The sequence below is a fragment of the Stenotrophomonas sp. STM01 genome (assembly GCF_014852135.1).
GTDB classification, from domain to species: Bacteria; Pseudomonadota; Gammaproteobacteria; order Xanthomonadales; family Xanthomonadaceae; genus Stenotrophomonas; species Stenotrophomonas capsici.
Genome location: NZ_JACVBA010000001.1, coordinates 2,203,793 through 2,220,182, shown reverse-complemented (window position 1 = coordinate 2,220,182; position 16,390 = coordinate 2,203,793). Strand labels below are relative to the sequence as shown.

Below are 16,390 nucleotides of genomic sequence, written 5' to 3'. Positions count from 1 at the left end.
TTCGACGCGCGTGCGCGTCATTCGTCGGCGTCTTCGCCGGCGGCTTCGGCCTCGGCCGGCGCCGGCTCGCCTTCGCGCAGCTGGCGGTAGGCCTCGCCCAGGGCCTGCACGTCCTCGGCCGAGAACAGCAGCTTCAACGCCGGCGAGATCTCGTAGCGGTCCTCGCTGCCGCGCAGCTTGGACAGCAGCTGGTTCTCGCGCATCTTGGCGATCGCCGCGGCCACGCGCTTGCCGTAGCCGGCCTGGTCGGTGGAGACGTTCTTCTGGTAGATGCTCATCGCCTCGACCAGTTCCAGCTCCTCCACCACCGCGCGTTCGCCGCGGGTATCGGCCTCGGCCAACTGCTGGCGCAGGTGCAGCAACAGCACCGACTCGATGAAGGTCAGCGGCGCGCTGCGCAGTAGGGTCGGCGAATCCAGCTCGGCGGTATCGGCCTGGCGGGTGAAGGCGATGCCGCCGTCACGGTCCAGCACCAGCTCCAGGAACAGCTCGCACAGCAGGCTGCGCACCGCGTCTTCGTGGCGCAGCAACGCGGTCCACTGGGTCGGCTGGCGCTGCGCATCGACGCTGGGGCCAGCCAGCAGCTGGCACAGCGCGCGGCGCGCCTCGGCCGGCAGGCGGCCGGTGTCGCCCAGGAACAGCGCGCCGGTGTCCTTGTTGGTGGCCGGCGCGGCAGGTGCCGGTGCGGCCTGGCCTTCGCCTTCGTTCTCGATTTCGGTCTCAGACCAGTTCATCGCGTCTTTCCTTGAGGAACCACACCAGCGGCACGCGGGCACGCCGTGCCCTGCCGTCGCCGCCGGTCCATTCCACGGTTTCCAGTTGATCGCGCACCACCATGCCGTGGCGGGTGCCGATGGAGAGATAGCCGATCACGCTGCCCAGGCCCTGCCGCGCCGGCCGCTCGCGCAGCACCTGCGCGATGGACAGCTGCGGGCGGGTGCCGAGCAGCATGAACAGGTTGTCCTTGAGCGTGCGCACGTCGATCTCCGACTGCGCGACCAGGTCGCCGACGCTGTCCAGCGAGATCTCGGCCGCATCGGCCATGAAGATCGACGTCTCGACCTGGTGGCTGCGCGGGTCGTGTAGGCGCCATTGGCCAATTGAACGCAAGCGTGCGGCCGACAACGGCAGCACGAAGCCGGTGGCGGCGGTGGGGTGCATGTCCTCGCGCAGCTGCAGCGCCTGGCCTTGCGCCTGCTTGAGCAGCTGGTTGAGGCGGCGCTGTTCCAGGTAGCCGCGGCTCTGCACGAAACCGCGCAGGCTGCGCGCGAAGTGCTGCATCACCTCGTGCACCTGGCCGCCGCGCTCGAGCAGGGTGCTGGTGAAGTTGCGCAGGAAGTTGCGCTCGTTGCGGTCCAGCTTGCGGGTGAAGCCACGCTCGAGCACCGCGTCCAGCGCGGCATCGAGCTCGGCGCTGCGGCGCGGGTCGTTGAGCAGGTCCCAGAAGCCCTGGAAGCTGCGTCCGGCATCGGATTCGCCGATCACATCAACGCCACTGAACAGGCGGTCCAGCACGTCGCCGCGCGCGCCTTCGTCGTCGATGATGCGCTCGCGGAAGCGGCGGTTGAGCTGCTCGAAGTCATCACGCACGCGGCGGAAGTCCTCGGCCAGGTCATCGGCCAGGCGGATCACGTCGCGGGTGCGTTCCAGCGCGCGCTTGCCGTCGAGGGTGGCGACCTTGCCGCTGGCGGCCTGGGCGATCTCCGCGTCGATGCGCTCACGCTCGGCGCGCAGCGCGGCCAGCCGTGCCTCGGGGTTGGTCTCGGTCTGCTGGGCCAGCTGCGAGAGCTGCTGCATGACCATCGACAGGCGGCTTTCGGTGGCCAGGCTGGCGTTGTGCTCGACCCCGGCGATGAAGCGGATGGCCTGCACCGCCTGGCGCGAGAGCTCGTACTCCTCTTCGCTCGCTCCTTCGGGCAGGCGCCGCTCCAGCCAGCCCTGCGACAGCCAGTAGGCGATGTAGGCCTGCGCGGTGCGCGGCAGCTCGACGTCGAGCTCCTCGGCGTTGAGCGCGTCCAGCTGCTGCTGCAGGCGCTCGGCCAGGATCGAGCCCGGCACGCGCCGGTCCGCTTCCAGCAACAGGCCCTGCAGCAGCCCGATCAACACCGGCGCGCGGTCGGAGGCCAGCAGTTTCCACAGCGGCTGCTCGCGCAGGCGCTGATAGCCGGCAATACGTTTGGGGTACTTCATCGACAGCGCGCGGGTCCTTGGCTTAGCGGCGGGCGTGGCCGACTTCGATGAAACGCAGGAACTCGGCGCGGGTGCGCGCGTCGTCATGGAAGGTGCCACGCATGCGCGAGGTGACCATGGACACGCCACGCTTGTGGATGCCACGGGTGGTCATGCACTCGTGCGAGCCTTCCACCACCACGCCCACGCCCAGCGGCTGCAGCACGTCCTGGATGACATCGGCGATCTGCGCGGTCATCTTCTCCTGCACCTGGAAGCGGCGGGCATAGGCCTCGACCACGCGCGCCAGCTTGGAGATGCCGACCACGCGGCCGTTGGGCACGTAGCCGACGTGGACACGGCCCAGGATCGGCGCCATGTGGTGCTCGCAGTGGCTTTCATACTCGATGTCGCGCAGCACGATCATCTCGTCGTAGCCGGCCACTTCCTCGAAGGTACGTGCCAGGTACTCGCGCGGGTCGTCCTGGTAGCCCTTGAACCAGTCGCCGTAGGCCTCGGCCACCCGGCGCGGGGTATCCAGCAGGCCTTCGCGGGCGGGATCTTCACCGGCCCAGCGCAGCAGGGTGCGCACGGCGTCTTCGGCCTGGGCCTGGGTGACGGGCGGGTTCTTGGAATCGGTCATTACAGACAGCGCTTGGATTACGGGGTGGACATGCTACCAGCCGGGCCCCGGAGGGGGCAGCACGGCGGGTTCACGGGGGCGGGGGCCTCCCTGTTCATGGCCTGCGTTCAGGTTCAGCCGCCCTCAGGGCCGCTGCCGGGCCGTTTCGGTATCCCGCTCCAGCGCCTTCAGCAGGCTGGGTTCGGCAGGGCTGGCGATATCGGCGATGCGCCACTGGCCCTTCTGGCGGCTGAGGGTGAGGTCCAGCGCCAGCGGTGCAACCGGATCGGCCATCTGGGCGGTGGCACGCAGCCGGCCGCCATCCAGCGGGGTGAGGGTGAAGGCCAGCTGGCGCAGGTCCTGCGCGGTGTCCTGGCATTGGCACAGCGGGTCGGCGTCGAGGTAGCCGACCTCGCCGTCATTGGCCTGGCTGTTGGCCTCCATCGCCGCCAGCAGCGCCGGGGCGTAGACCTGATCGTCGGGCAGCACGTCCTCCAGCGGCACGTCCGGGTAGTACGTGGCGTAGACGTGGGCCAGGAAGGCGCGGGCCTGGTCGAGGTCGGCGGCAGTACCCGCGGCGGCGGGCGTGGCTGCCGGTTGCGGGGCGTTGGCCGGCGGGGCGTTGCAGCCGGCCAGGGCCAGGGCGAGGGCCCACGTCCATGTGTTCTTCATCGTGCGGTCCTGAGTGGGTGGGGATGGCTTGGCGGGAGCTTACCCCTCCCCGGCCCTCCCCTGCGCCTTCGGCGCCAGGGAGGGGGCGGTTCATGCGGCCGGGTCGATCACGCTGGAGCAGCTCCGCCCAGCAACCGCTCCGCCAGGCCCGACCAGCGGCTGGCATGCCGGGCCAGGGCCGCCTTGATCACCTCGGCGCTGCCGGACAGGTGCAGCCCATGCCGGGCACGGGTGATGCCGGTGTACAGCAGCTCACGGCTGAGCACGCGATTGTCGCGGCGTGGCAGCTGCAACCAGACCTGGTCGAACTCCGAGCCCTGCGCCTTGTGCACGGTCATCGCGAAGGCACTCTCGTGCGCCGGCAAGGCGGCGGGGTGGAAGGCGCGCGGCGAGGACAGGTCATCGCCGGGGAACCAGGCCGTGGTGCCACGGCTGCCGCCATCGCTCAGGCAGATGCCGATGTCGCCGTTGAACAGGCGGTGGCGGTAGCTGTTCTCGGTGATGATCAACATCCGCCCGTGGAAATAGCCGGGCCCGGCACTGCCGCGGCGGGACGCGCCGGCCAGGCGTTCCTCGATGCGCGCATTGAGGCCACGCGCGCCCTGCGGGCCTTCGCGCACCGCGGTGAGCAGGCGCAGGCGGCCGGTCAGGGCCAGGGCCTCGGCCGGGCTGCTGGCGGTGGCCAGGGACTCCCAGTACTGCTGCAGCGGACCCCGCCACGCCGCCAGCGGATCAACCTCGCCTTCATGGAAGTGCACGCCGGCCAGGGTCTTCCCGCGCAGCAGCGCCAGCGCCTGTGCGGCATCGCCCTCGCGCATCACGGTGGCCAGCGGTGCCAGCTGCAGGGCATCGCTCTGGCGGTAACCGCGCTGCAGCTGCACGCGGGCACCTGCGAAGGCGTTCGGGGTGGTTTCGATGGCCTCGGTGGGCAGGCTGCCGAGCAGTGGCTGCAGCGCTTGCGCATCGGCCGCGGCGATGCGCTGGCCGTCGCCGGCGGCGCGCAGGATGGCGCTGAGCACGTCACCGGCTTCCACCGATGGCAGCTGGTCGGGATCGCCCAGCAGCACCAGCCGGGTGCCGTCGGCCACCGCTTCGACCAGCTTGGTCATCAGCGGCAGGTCGATCATCGAGGCCTCGTCGACCACCACCACCTCGTAGGGCAACGGGTTGTCGGCGTGGTGGCGGAAACGCGGCAAATCGGGAATCACGCCGAGCAGGCGATGCAGGGTGGTGCCGGTGGTCGGCAACTGCTCGCACAAGGCGGCATCGACACCGGCACCGGGCAACACCTGCAGGGCGTTGCGCAGGCTTTCGGCCATGCGTTCGGCGGCACGGCCGGTCGGGGCAGCCAGGGCTACGCGCGGCGCCGGTTTGCCCTCGGCCCGGGCCTGCGCGGCCAGCAGCACCAGCAGGCGGGTGATGGTGGTGGTCTTGCCGGTGCCCGGGCCGCCGGTGACCAGCAGCAGGTTGTGGCGCAGGGCGACGGCGGCGGCGCGGGCCTGGAGGTTGCCGGCGAGGGGTTTGTTGCCCTCATCCGCCCTTCGGGCACCTTCTCCCGCTTGCGGGAGAAGGGAGGACTGACGCTCAACGTGCTGCGCTTGGCCCCCTCTCCCGCCTGCGGGAGAGGGCTGGGGTGAGGGCATCCCAAACAGTTCCCCCTGCGTTGCCACCAACGGCAGCACCTCGCCCGGGAACAACCGCGTGAACAGCGCCGCCACACCGCCCAGCGCCGCCAAGGGCGGGCGCACGCCACCGATCCGTTGCAGTCCCAGCGCCAGGCGCCGCTCGTACTCGCGGTAACGCCGCAGGTACAGCAGGCCGTTCTCCCAGACCAGCAGCGACTGCGTGCTGGCCTCGCGCGCATCGGCCATCGACACGATCCACGGCGAGGCCGCCAGCTGGGCGCTCCACTGCGCCGGGTCCGGCCACTCCACGCCCACGTCGACCAGCCGCTGCGGCTGGCGTGGATCGAAGCCGGCATGGCCCTGCGATACCGCCAGCGACGCCAGCGCGGCGGCGGCCAGCACGGCGTCCGGCGTGTCTGGGTCCAGCCGGCGCAGGCTCTGCGCCAGTGCGTGGTCCAGCGCGCGCAGGGCACCGGCGTTGTTCAAGGCCTTGAGCAGGCTCATGCCTCGCCCTCCAGGCGCGCCAACAGCGCCGCATGGCCTTCGCGGCCACCGGCGAACAATTCATCCACCGCATGCACCAGCTCCGGCGCGAAGCGGTGCGCGTACAGCCCCGGCGACGGCGTGCGGCTGGCGTCCAGGCCGCGGCAGAACAGGTAGCGGATGCCACCGAAGTCGCGCGCGTAGTCGTAGCCGGCACCGAGGCGGAACCGCAGCCAACGGTGCAGGGCCACGGTGTAGATCAGCGCCTGCAGGTCATACTCGCTGTGCTGCATCGCCGCTTCCAGCTGCGACGGCGCGTAGTCCGGCAACCGGTTGGATTTGTAGTCCAGCACGTACCAACGGTCGTCACGCACGTAGGTCAGGTCGATCTTGCCGGTCATCAGCCCCTCCAGCTGGCGGCGCAGGCCAAAGCCGTGGCGGTCACGCACCACGCCGTGCACATGCAGCACCCGCAACAGGGCCGGCACGGTGGTGGCCTGCATGGCGAAGTGGAACTCGATCTCGGCGCTGTACGTGCCCACGGCCAGCGAATGCAGCGCGCCGCCCTCGGGCAAGGTCACGGTCAGGGTCTGGCCGATCAGGCCGGTCAGCAGGCTGACGCCGTCGGCGATGTCTTCCTCCACGTAGCCGTCGTCGCGCAGGGCCTTGGCGATGACGGTGCCCTGCCCGTCCGGCGCAGCCTCGCCGGCCTGCCAGTGCACCCAGGCGGCGAAGTCCACGTTCTCCAGCGCGGCATGCAGTACGTTGCCGAAGCGACTGCCGGCAAAGCGGGGGTCGAATACCTCGGCCGGCGTGTCGACCACGGCCGGTTCGGCTTCCACGTCCACCTGCGCCGGTTCGTCGGAGGCGCCACCCTTTTCCTCGGTGGCCGCGGCGGAGGTGTCCTGCCCGCCGTCGGCATGGGCCAGCTGGGTGAAGCTGTACACCCACCAGTCGTGCGGCACCACGCGCTGCACCGCGCGCACCGGCGGCAACGCCTGCTCGCGCTCGGCGGGCAGGCGTGGCGGCAGGCTGTGCGGGCCACCATCAACGATGTGGATATCCGCGTGCGCGGCCAGCGCGGCCATGTCCTGCAGCATCGGGCCCAATCGCGAGGACGCCAGGCCGGTCAGTGCACCCCCGGTTATCCACAGGGCATGCTCGGCGCGGGTCAGGCCGACGTACAGCAGGCGCGCGGTTTCGGCTTCCTCCTCGGCGCTGACCTGCTGGCCGACGGCTTTCCACTGCGGGTCGTCCTTGTCGATCTTCCAATGCAGCACGCGCTGCGCACCGTCATGCACGGTGCGGTGGTTGGACGTATCCGGCGCGTTGGTCGCGATGCCCACGAACGGCAGGTAGACCAGCGGGTACTCCAGGCCCTTGCTCTTGTGCAGGGTGATGATCTGCACCCGGCGCGCGTCCGATTCCAGCCGCAGCAGCTGGGTCTCGTCGCTTTCATCGGCGTGCGCCATGCGCGTCTGCAGCCAGTCGAGCAGGCCATGCAGGCCGATGCTGCGGTTGCTGGCTTCCTGCAGCTGTTCGCCCAGCTGCAGGTAGTTGGTCAGGCGGCGCTCGCCATCGACCAGCGCCAGCAGGCGTTCGGCCTGCTCGGCGGCAAGGTCGGACAGCAGTGCCAGTACGCCACCGCGCTGCCAGCGCTCGCGCCATTGCAGCAGGCGTTCCTGGTGCGCGCGTTGGCGGTCGCCCTCGTGCTCCATCGCCGCGATCGCGGCGGCGTCCTCGCCCAGCAGCACGGTGGACAGCGCCGCGCGCAGCCGGCCTTCGTCGGCCGGTTGCAGCAAGGCCAGCAACAGCAGCCGCACCTCGTGCGCCTCGGCGCTGGAGAACAGGCTCTGCTTGCCCGCCGCCACCGCCGGGATACCCACCGCCGCCAAGGCCTGCTGGATGCGCGCGGCCTCCTTGTGCGACCGCACTAGCACGGCGATGTCGCCGGGCTGCGCCGGCGCGCCATCCACCTGCGCGCGGCCCTCGCGCGACGCACGCAATACCCTGTGGATATCACCGACGCAGGCCAGCGTGGCGGCCTCGCGGGCATCGTCGGCCTTGAGTGGCTTGCCGTCGGCATCGCCCTGGATCACGCACACGGTCAACGCCGGTGCCGGCACGCCATCGATCAGGTAGTCGGCATCGGTGCGCTTGCTGCCCGGCAGCACCGGTTCGAACTGGATGCGCTCATCGAGGAAGGCGGTACTGCCGGCGTTGTCGTACAGCGCCTGGATGGCACGCAGCACGCTGGGGCGCGAACGGAAGTTGCGGTCCAGCGCCGGTGCCGCCTCGGCCAATGCCTTGGCCTGCAGGTAGGTGTGCACGTCGCCGCCACGGAAACCGTAGATGGCCTGCTTGGGGTCGCCGATCAGGAACAACGCGGCCTCGTTGCCATCGCCCGGCGCGAACACGCTGCGGAAGATGTCCCACTGGCGCGGGTCGGTGTCCTGGAATTCGTCCACCAGCGCGAAGCGGTACTGCGCGCGCAGGCGCGCGGCCAGCACCGCGCCGTGTTCGCCCTGCAGGGCATGGGCGACGTTGTCGATCAGGTCGTCGTAGGTCTGCAGCCGGCGTTGCTGCTTGAACGTGCGCAAGCGCTGGCGGGCTTCGTCGCGCAGCTGGTGCAGCAACGCGATCGACTGCTGGCGCTGCCAGCGGGTGACCTGCGCCATTGCCTGCAGGTAGTCGGCAAGCAGCGGCTGCAACGGCGACGCCGGCGTGCTGCCGGCCTTGGCCTTGTTGGTCTTGGCGGTGAGCGCCTCCAGCGTGAGCCGCTCCAGCCGTTCGTCGAGTTCAACCTCCGGGTCGGGATGGCGGCTCCACTGCTCCAGCTGCAGGAACACTGTGTTCACCCAGTCCGGCTTGTAGCTGGCCTTGTTGAGTACGCCGCCGTCCATTGCCTCACGCAGCTGCTGCAGGTAGGTCGGTCCGTGTTCGATCAGGCCGGCGGCCAGGCGCTGCACGGCGGCATCGCGCAATGGGCGGGCGTCCTCGACCACGCTGTCCGGCACCTCGGGCAGCAGCGGCAGCTCGCCGGCCAGCTTGTCCAGGTCGGCGGCCAGTGCATCGGGACTTTTCCACAGGCCCAGCAGGGCCTCCAGCCGCTCACCCTGGCCGGCATGCAGGCGCCACAGGTCGGCGGCCAGTTCGGCATGCAGTTCGCGGGTGTTGGCCAGCAGTTCCGGCGCGGCGAAGGTGTGCCCGCTTTCCAGCGCGTATTCGCCGAGCACGCGGGTGCAGAAGCCGTGGATGGTGAAGATCGCCGCCAGGTCGGTTTCCTCGGCGGCCGCGCGCAGGCGCCGTCCCAGCTGGGCCGCGCTCTCGCCGCCCTGGTCCAGGTGACGTTGCAGGACGGCGTGGGTCAGCGCGGTTTCCGGGGTGTCGCTGGCGTCCGGCGCCACCCCGACCAGGCGCGCAGCCAGGTCCAGGCGTTCGCGGATGCGCTTGCGCAGCTCCTGGGTGGCGGCGTCGGTGAAGGTCACCGCCAGGATCTGGCCCATGCGCAGGCCGCGCTCGACCACCAGGCGGGTGAACAGCGTGGCCAGGGTGAAGGTCTTGCCGGTGCCGGCGCTGGCTTCGATCAGGCGCAACCCGTCCAGCGGCAGGTCCAGGTAGGGGTCGTGTACGGCGGTGTTCATGCCGCACCTCCAGTGCGCCCGGCCGGGCCCGGTTCGGCCCGTACCCGACCCTCGCGCAGGGCCGAAAATATCAACAGGCTGTTGTGGATAAATCTGTGAGTAGTGTCTTCGGCGGCGAACGGATCGCTGCCGCGCAGGGCCAGCCGCAGCGCTTCGCCGTCGCGTTCGCCCCAGCTGTAGTCGCCGCCGTACCAGCGCGCGTGTGCAGACTTTTCGCGGTTTTCGGCAGCGGCGTTGTAGATCTCCCAACCGGTGTACGGGGCAAACAGCAGCGGCGCCTGCAGACCGTCGGAACGTAGCTGCAGCAAGGCTTTCAAGGCGTTTTGTGCTGCTTCCGGCGAAGGCGCCGGCAGGGCGTGCGGGCCGTGCCCGTCCTGCCCGCCGTCGTGGAACTGCAGCAGCGGCAGGCCGGCACCGGCGGCATTGGCCAGCAACCAGTCCAGCCCCCCACGCAGCACGTAGGCCACCCCGGGCGCACCGGCATGCAGGCGCACCAGCCCCTGTGGATGAATCTGGTTGACCCGCCCATGCAGGCGCAGGCCATCGATCTCTACTTCGTACAGTTCCGAGCGCAACGGCTGGCCGTCGTACCAGGCCGCGAAGGCTTCGGCGCTGGGCCGGACCCGGCCGAGTACGCGCTTGAACTGCTGTTGGCCCAGCGCACCGGACGGCAACAGCGCGCGCGCGCGCAGGCGCTGGTACAGCCCCTGTTCGCGACCTTCCAACAAGGCGGTCAACACCTGCTGCTGCAGGGCCGAATGCTCGCGGCCACCGCCGGGGACGACCAGCGGCTCGGTGTCTTCGCTGTGGTCGATCTCGCCGGCCAGGCGCAGGCCCAGCCGCTGGCCGAGGAACTGCCCGGCCGGGTCGGACAGGAAGCGGCGCAGGCTGTCCAGCGACAAGGCATCGTCCTCCAGCGCGGCCGGCAACGGCGCGGCCTGCAGGCCGGTGAACCACGGCGCCAGCGCACGGCGGTTGCCACCGACCGCACCGGCGGCCGGGTGCCATTGCTGGCGATAGCTGAAGCGGCGCGGCTCCTCGCCGCCGAACGCGGTCGGCGCGAACGGCTGCAGCGGGTGGCGTACCACCAACTGCCTGCGCACCGCGGCCGGGTCCTGGTGGTAGGCGGCGGCCGTGTCGATCAGTTCGCTGACCAGCACCGAGGGCTCGCGCACGCTGCCATCGCGCGCATCGGCGCCCAGGTAGCTCAGGTAGAACACCTCCTGCGCGGAGGCGAACAGCTGCAGGAACAGGAAACGGTCGTCCTCGCGCAGCGAGCGGTCGCCATGGCGGCGGCGCGTGGTGCCCAGCTCGGCGGTGAGCCGGCTCAGGCCCGCGGCCGGGTCGCGACGCGGGAAGTCGCCGTCGTTCAGGCCCAGCACGCAGATCACCCGGAACGGCAGCAGGCGCATCGGCACCATGCGGCCAAAGCTGATGCCGCCGGTCAGCAGCGGGGCGCGGGTATCGGCCTCGGACAGCACCGCGGCGAAGTGCGCGCGCACCACCTCGGCCGGCACGCTGGCGGCGAAGCCGGCCGTGTCCGCGTCCTCGGCGAACTCGCTGACCAGCTTGCGCAGGCGGTCCAGCGCGCGCTGGGTGGACGACTCGGCCGGGGGCTCGGGCAGCAGCGCCTGCAGCAGGCCGAGCAGGCGTTCGCGCCATTGCGCCGGGGTCAGCGCATCGGCCAACGTCTTCTGGTGACGGGCCAGCACCCGCAGCAGGCGGATCAGCGCATCCAGCGCGGCCAACGCACCGCCTTCCAGTTCCGGCCACGGGGCGACGCCGCCGATGTCCTCGTCGCTGCCGCTGGCATGGCCGAGCAGCAGGCGATCCAGCGCGAACTGCCAGGTATAGGCATCGTCGCGCGGGGCCTGGTGCGGGTCCGCGCGATGCGCAGCGTCCAGGCCCCAGCGGGCACCGGCGGCCTGCAGCCAGGCGTGCAGGCGTTCGAAGGCGACCGCGTCCAGCCCGGCGGCGGCGGCCAACGGCGCGCTGGCCAGCAGATCGAGGATTTCATTGAGGCCAAAGCGCGACACCGGCAGGCCCAGCAACTGCACGAACACCTCGGCCAGCGGCTCGCCCTGCAGCGGGCTGGCATCGGCCAGCGCCCACGGGATGTGCTCGTCGCTGCCGCCACGGCCACCGAACACCGATTCCAGGTACGGCACGTAGGGGTCGATGTCCGGCGCCAACACCGCGATCTCGCGCGGCTGCAGCGGCGGGTCGAAGCGCGGGTCCTCCAGCAGTGCGCGCAACTGGTCGTGCAGTACCTGCATCTCGCGCAGGCGCGTGTGGCAGGCGTGGACCTGGATACTGGGGTCGTCCACGCGCAGGCGCTCGCGCAGCGGTGGTTCGGGCAGCGCGCGGCGGTGGTACAGGTCGGCCTGCAGGCGGTGCAGCAGGCTGTCGCCCAGCCCACCGGCATCCAGCCCGGGGCCGGCCTCGCTCTCCGGGTCGACGTAGGCGGCGATCTCGCCGGAGGGGTGCACCACCTCGTAACTGCCCAGTACCGCCATGAAGTCGCGGCCAGCCGCGCCCCAGGCCTGCAGCAGCGGGTTCTCGCCGGCCTGCGCGCCGAACGGATCGGCCTCGCCGCTACGCAGCTTCTCGCCCAGCGTCTGCAGGTCGCCCCAGTACGAGCGGGTCGGCGTGGGCATATAGAAGTGCAACGTGCCGACCCGCGCCTGGGTGGCGATCACGCGCAGCACGTCCGGCGACACATTGAGCGTGGCGAAGGCGAACAACCGCCCCGGCAAGCCCTGCGGCAACGGCTTGCCGTCGCCCTCGAAGCGGCGCAGGTAGTCATCGATGCGGCGTGCGCGGTACGGGTGGCCCCCGGCGATGGCCCGCCACAGGATGGCCTGGGGATCGTTGGGCTCGCCGCCCTGCTCCCAGTCCAGCAGCCAGTCACGGCGCCAGGCCTGGTACTTCTCGAATACCCCGCCCAGCTCGCCGGCCAACGCCCACGGCCGCAGCGGGTCGTCGCGGTCCAGGTAGGCGCGCAGCGCGGCCAGCGGCGGCCGGGCCATCAGCGCCGGATCGGTCAACGCCGCGTACAGCCGCCAATGCAGGCCACTGGCGCCGAGGTCGTCGGCTTCACCGCTGACGTTGGCGTTGAGCGCACGCGCCACGAACTCGCCGGGCGTGAGGAACTCCAGGTTGGCTGCGATGCCGTACTCAGCCGCCAGCGTGGACTGCAGCCAACGCCGCATCGCCACCTGCGGGATCAGCACCGTGTCGGCGGCCAGCAGCGGCTGCCCGGGCGCAGGTTCGCGCAGGGCATGGGCCAGCAGCGAGGCCAGCACGTCCAGGGCATTGGAGTGATAGAGGCGGAAATCGGGTACGGCGGTCATCGCGCCATCTTGCCGTAGCCGAACTACTGCCCGCCAACATTATGTTGATCGACGCACCGGCAGCACCCGATCCCCGGTCCCATCAGCTGGAACCCACTGCCCCGACTACCCGCAGCCGGCTGCTCACCATGTCTGCGTCCTCTCCGCTCAAGCCGGGCGTCAGATTGATGGAGAATTCCAGGGAAACATCGACGGGGCGCAACGCGAATCGACTGATGTCCTGGGGCTTTACCGGAATCGAGAAGCGGATGGATTGGTCAGGGGCCAACACCTGCAATTGTTCGCGCAATGTCGCCGCAGCGAGCGTGGTTCGCAACGACGTGGTTCTTTGCGTGTGGTTGTCATGGACCCTCACCGATGGCCCCCGCTGGCGGATGTACTCCAACGGCAGGCTCACAGGCTCGGAACCACCGTTGCGTAGCTCCAACTCAATGTTCAGCGTTACCCCTTCGTGGAAGCGGCAATGTGCATCATCCACGCAGCGTGCATGCAGTTCGATCATTGGGTCAGGCTCCTTGTTCTGCGCTACGGCCGGAACTACGGCAATCAACATTGTGGTGAATAGCTGGGTCACTCTACGGTGCATGTTATTTCCCTGCCGATCTCATGGCGCAGTAGTTCCTGTACCTCGCGTGCAATGTTCCAGGCATGGCGCGGCTTGATTGCGTTGCAATCCTCCGCGTTCATGATCGTTGCATCTGGATCCGATAATTCCCGCGAATCTGGCTTGGCCACAAGCGTTTCAGGGTCGAAGCTACCGTCTGGCTTTATGTAACGGACGGTTTCTTCGTCCGGATCATTGTACGAATACTCATCTGGAAGACCGAGGCAATGCGCAAACTCATGCGCAAAGGTCCATACGGTGGTACTGAGGGAAACATCAATATCCGGGTAGCTCACCTGCTCGCGTTCATATCTGCGGTGAATGAACAACATGTAGTCGCCACCCCCATCCACCCAACGGACCTCGTAGCGGATCGGACGTTTCCGGCTGCCGCACTCAGGATCCCTGATCCCCAACACGAGCTTTCCGTTCCAGTAGCGCGAGATCCCTTCGGCCATACGCTGTTTGACGCTCGCCACTTCAGCCGCCGTGATGCCTGGCATCGGCACCACTTTCACCTCGATGGAGACCACGATATCGGCCTGTGTCTTCAGTGGCACCTCGATCCGGTAGCTGACGGGGAAGGAATAGTTGTGTCTTTCACCCGTACTGGCATAGGCCTCGTAGTAGCGGCCATCAATATCACCACTAATCCGCACGTCGTGGTCCTGGACCCAACAGCCCGGATCCGACGCCTCCTCGGTGGGAGCATCAGAAGGCGCTACGGGGCTCGGTGACGACGCAATCACATTACTGGCCCGTTTCGGCGCTGTTGCAAAGACAGCACTCCCGACATCGCCGCCATGATTGACATGCACCAATGGCTGCTTCCCGGCCAGCAGTACGCAACCACAGCTGGCCTTGTCCCCATTCCGTGCGACGGCCTGCCCGTCGATCAGGAGCGTGGGGTCACCGGTCACGATGGCGCCGGCACCATGCCGGGTGCACAGGACCTTGTCGCCGACTCGCGCCACCGCGCGGCCGTCGATATCGGTGTGCGGCGAGCCGGACAGCACCGCGCCTCCGCGCTGCAGGGCATCGCCAACCACGATGAGCATCCGTGACATCGCCGCTCGGCCTCCCTGGCCGATCCTTCAGGGAAATCAGCGGCGGACCTTAGTGCAGGGATGCGGCGGGATGATCAGGGGCGGCGAGGTTGGCCCGGGATCACTGGCATGACAACGCGCGGGGCTGGCAACAGGGCAGTTCCACTTGCCGCGCGTCCCGGTGTTCCGGGCAAGCGGCCCGGCGACCCCGTACGGATTGGGCCAACCGGCGGACACTGTGTTGCTGCTCCCGGGACTGCTCATCACCCATGGTTCGCCCGGCGGATGCGACAATACTGCACGGACCAGTTCGCTTTTGTTCAGCCGCGTCTGATAATCCTACAACGTTGTTTTTCCGTTAAAGGCCACCATGCCCTCGAACCCGCCACCCCTGGTGCAGTTGTCCAACGTACGCATCGACCGCGGCGGGCGCACGATCCTGCGCGACGTCTCGTTGCAGGTACCGCGCGGCAGCATCACCGCGGTGCTGGGTCCGTCGGGCAGCGGCAAGTCGACGATGCTGGCGGCGCTGACCGGCGAGCTGCGTCCGGTAAGTGGCAACGTGCAGCTGTTCGGCCAGGACATCCCGCACGGCAACCGCGCCCTGCTGGAGATGCGCAAGAACGTCGGCGTGCTGCTGCAGGGCAACGGCCTGCTGACCGACCTGAGCGTGGCCGAGAACGTAGCGCTGCCGCTGCGCGCGCATACCCGGCTGCCGGAACCGGTGCTGCGCCGACTGGTGCAGATGAAGCTGCACGCGGTCGGCCTGCTGGCCGCTGCCGATGCCTGGCCGCGCGAGCTGTCCGGCGGCATGGCACGGCGCGTGGCGCTGGCCCGTGCGCTGGCACTGGACCCGCCGCTGATGATCTACGACGAGCCGCTGACCGGGCTGGACCCGATCGCCTCGGGCGTGATCATGAGCCTGATCCAGCGCCTCAACGACAGCCTCGGCCTGACCAGCATCATCGTCAGCCACCACGTCCACGAGACCCTGCCGATCAGCGACCAGGCGGTGGTGATCGCCAACGGCGGCATCGTGTTCTCCGGTACGCCGGACGAACTGCAGGCCAGCCAGGACCCGCTGGTGCGCCAGTTCCTGCACGGCCAGCCGGACGGCCCGATCCCGTTCGATGCGCCGGCGCGCAACTACGGGTTGGAGAACGCATGATGGTGCCGATGCACGAAATGCGTGATTCCTGCCCCCTCTCCCGCATGGCGGGAGAGGGTTGGGCTGAGGGCGCTTCTGCGCTCAAGGCTGCTCCCCTCCGCCCTTCGGGCACCTCCCCCCGCAAGCGGGAGAAGGACAACAGCGGCTTCTGCACCTCCAACACTTCAGGAGTCGCTCTCTGATGCCCTTCGCCTCCTCCATCCGTTCGCTCGGCCGCGCCGGCCTGTTCTCGCTGACCGTGCTGCGTGGTTCGCTGCCGACCCGTGACTTCCTGGCCGAGCTGACCCGCGAGATCTACAAGATCGGCGCACGCTCGCTGCCGATCATCGCCGTGGGCGGTGCCTTCGTCGGCCTGGTGCTGACCCTGCAGGGCTACCGCACGCTGACCACCTTCGGTGCCTCCGACGCGCTGTCCACGCTGTTGGGCCTATCGCTGTACCGCGAGCTGGCACCGGTGCTGACCGCGCTGCTGTTCATCGGCCGCGCCGGCAGCTCGATCGCCGCCGAACTGGGCCTGATGCGCGCCACCGACCAGATCAAGGCGCTGGAACTGATGGCCATCGATCCGGTCGCCAAGGCGGTGGCACCGCGCTTCTGGGCGGCGGTGCTGACCGTGCCGCTGCTGACCGGCGTGTTCTGCTCGCTGGCCATCACCGGTGGCTACTTCGAGGCGGTGCATGTGCTGGGCCAGGACAACGGCACGTTCTGGTCGGGGCTGCGTGGCAGCGTCGACTTCTGGGATGACTTCGCCGTGGCCCTGCTCAAGTCGGCGATCTTCGGCGGCACCGCGGCGCTGGTGGCGGCCTACGTCGGCTTCCACGCCGAGCCGACCATCGAAGGCACCTCGGTGGCGACCACCCGCGCGGTGGTCAACGCCTCGCTGCTGGTGCTGATGTTCAATTTCGTGCTGTCGGCACTGCTCTTCCAGTAATACCCCACGCCCCGCGCCGGTCGCGTGGGAACAGAACCCGAACGGCTTCGCCGCGGCGAAGCACCAGATGGAT

11 protein-coding genes are annotated in these 16,390 nt (G+C 69.4%); 2 read left to right on the top strand and 9 right to left on the bottom strand.

Annotated elements, in window-relative coordinates:
- Positions 1-17: 17 nt before the first annotated feature.
- From IB227_RS10055 to IB227_RS10015, 9 genes are all read right to left on the bottom strand, one after another.
- Positions 18-734 (bottom strand): DUF4194 domain-containing protein, encoded by a 717-nt coding sequence (locus tag IB227_RS10055; RefSeq protein WP_192287215.1) that lies wholly within the window; start codon positions 732-734, stop codon positions 18-20.
- The gene (locus IB227_RS10050; RefSeq protein WP_192287214.1) at positions 721-2,190 is read right to left on the bottom strand and encodes a DUF3375 domain-containing protein; all 1,470 of its coding nucleotides are present in this window, start codon (positions 2,188-2,190) and stop codon (positions 721-723) included. Before IB227_RS10050 ends, IB227_RS10055 begins: the two co-directional genes overlap by 14 nt.
- Positions 2,191-2,212: 22 nt before the next feature.
- Positions 2,213-2,812, bottom strand: a complete 600-nt coding sequence (folE, locus tag IB227_RS10045; RefSeq protein WP_132864091.1) for a GTP cyclohydrolase I FolE — start codon at positions 2,810-2,812, stop codon at positions 2,213-2,215.
- Positions 2,813-2,935: 123 nt separating this feature from the next.
- Positions 2,936-3,463 carry a DUF3828 domain-containing protein gene (locus IB227_RS10040; RefSeq protein WP_192287213.1) on the bottom strand — a complete coding sequence of 176 codons (528 nt, stop codon included), beginning with the start codon at positions 3,461-3,463 and terminating at the stop codon, positions 2,936-2,938.
- A gap of 107 nt (positions 3,464-3,570) precedes the next feature.
- Entirely contained in the window at positions 3,571-5,592 is a 2,022-nt protein-coding gene (gene recD / locus IB227_RS10035) for an exodeoxyribonuclease V subunit alpha (RefSeq protein WP_192287212.1), read from the bottom strand.
- Positions 5,589-9,215: an exodeoxyribonuclease V subunit beta gene (recB, locus tag IB227_RS10030; protein ID WP_192287211.1), complete on the bottom strand. Its 3,627-nt coding sequence runs from the start codon at positions 9,213-9,215 to the stop codon at positions 5,589-5,591. Before recB ends, recD begins: the two co-directional genes overlap by 4 nt.
- Positions 9,212-12,568, bottom strand: coding sequence for an exodeoxyribonuclease V subunit gamma (gene recC, locus IB227_RS10025; protein WP_192287210.1), 3,357 nt, complete (start codon positions 12,566-12,568; stop codon positions 9,212-9,214). The genes recB and recC overlap by 4 nt, the downstream gene beginning before the upstream one ends.
- Before the next feature lie 82 nt (positions 12,569-12,650).
- Entirely contained in the window at positions 12,651-13,070 is a 420-nt protein-coding gene (locus IB227_RS10020; protein WP_192287209.1) for a hypothetical protein, read from the bottom strand.
- Positions 13,071-13,138: 68 nt separating this feature from the next.
- Positions 13,139-14,239, bottom strand: a complete 1,101-nt coding sequence (locus IB227_RS10015; RefSeq protein WP_192287208.1) for a PAAR domain-containing protein — start codon at positions 14,237-14,239, stop codon at positions 13,139-13,141.
- 349 nt (positions 14,240-14,588) lie between these two features.
- Between IB227_RS10015 and IB227_RS10010 the strand changes: the two genes are divergently transcribed.
- Positions 14,589-15,386, top strand: a complete 798-nt coding sequence (locus tag IB227_RS10010) for an ABC transporter ATP-binding protein (RefSeq protein WP_132864084.1) — start codon at positions 14,589-14,591, stop codon at positions 15,384-15,386.
- A gap of 181 nt (positions 15,387-15,567) precedes the next feature.
- Positions 15,568-16,317, top strand: a complete 750-nt coding sequence (locus IB227_RS10005) for an MlaE family lipid ABC transporter permease subunit (RefSeq protein ID WP_192287207.1) — start codon at positions 15,568-15,570, stop codon at positions 16,315-16,317.
- Positions 16,318-16,390 lie beyond the last annotated feature (73 nt).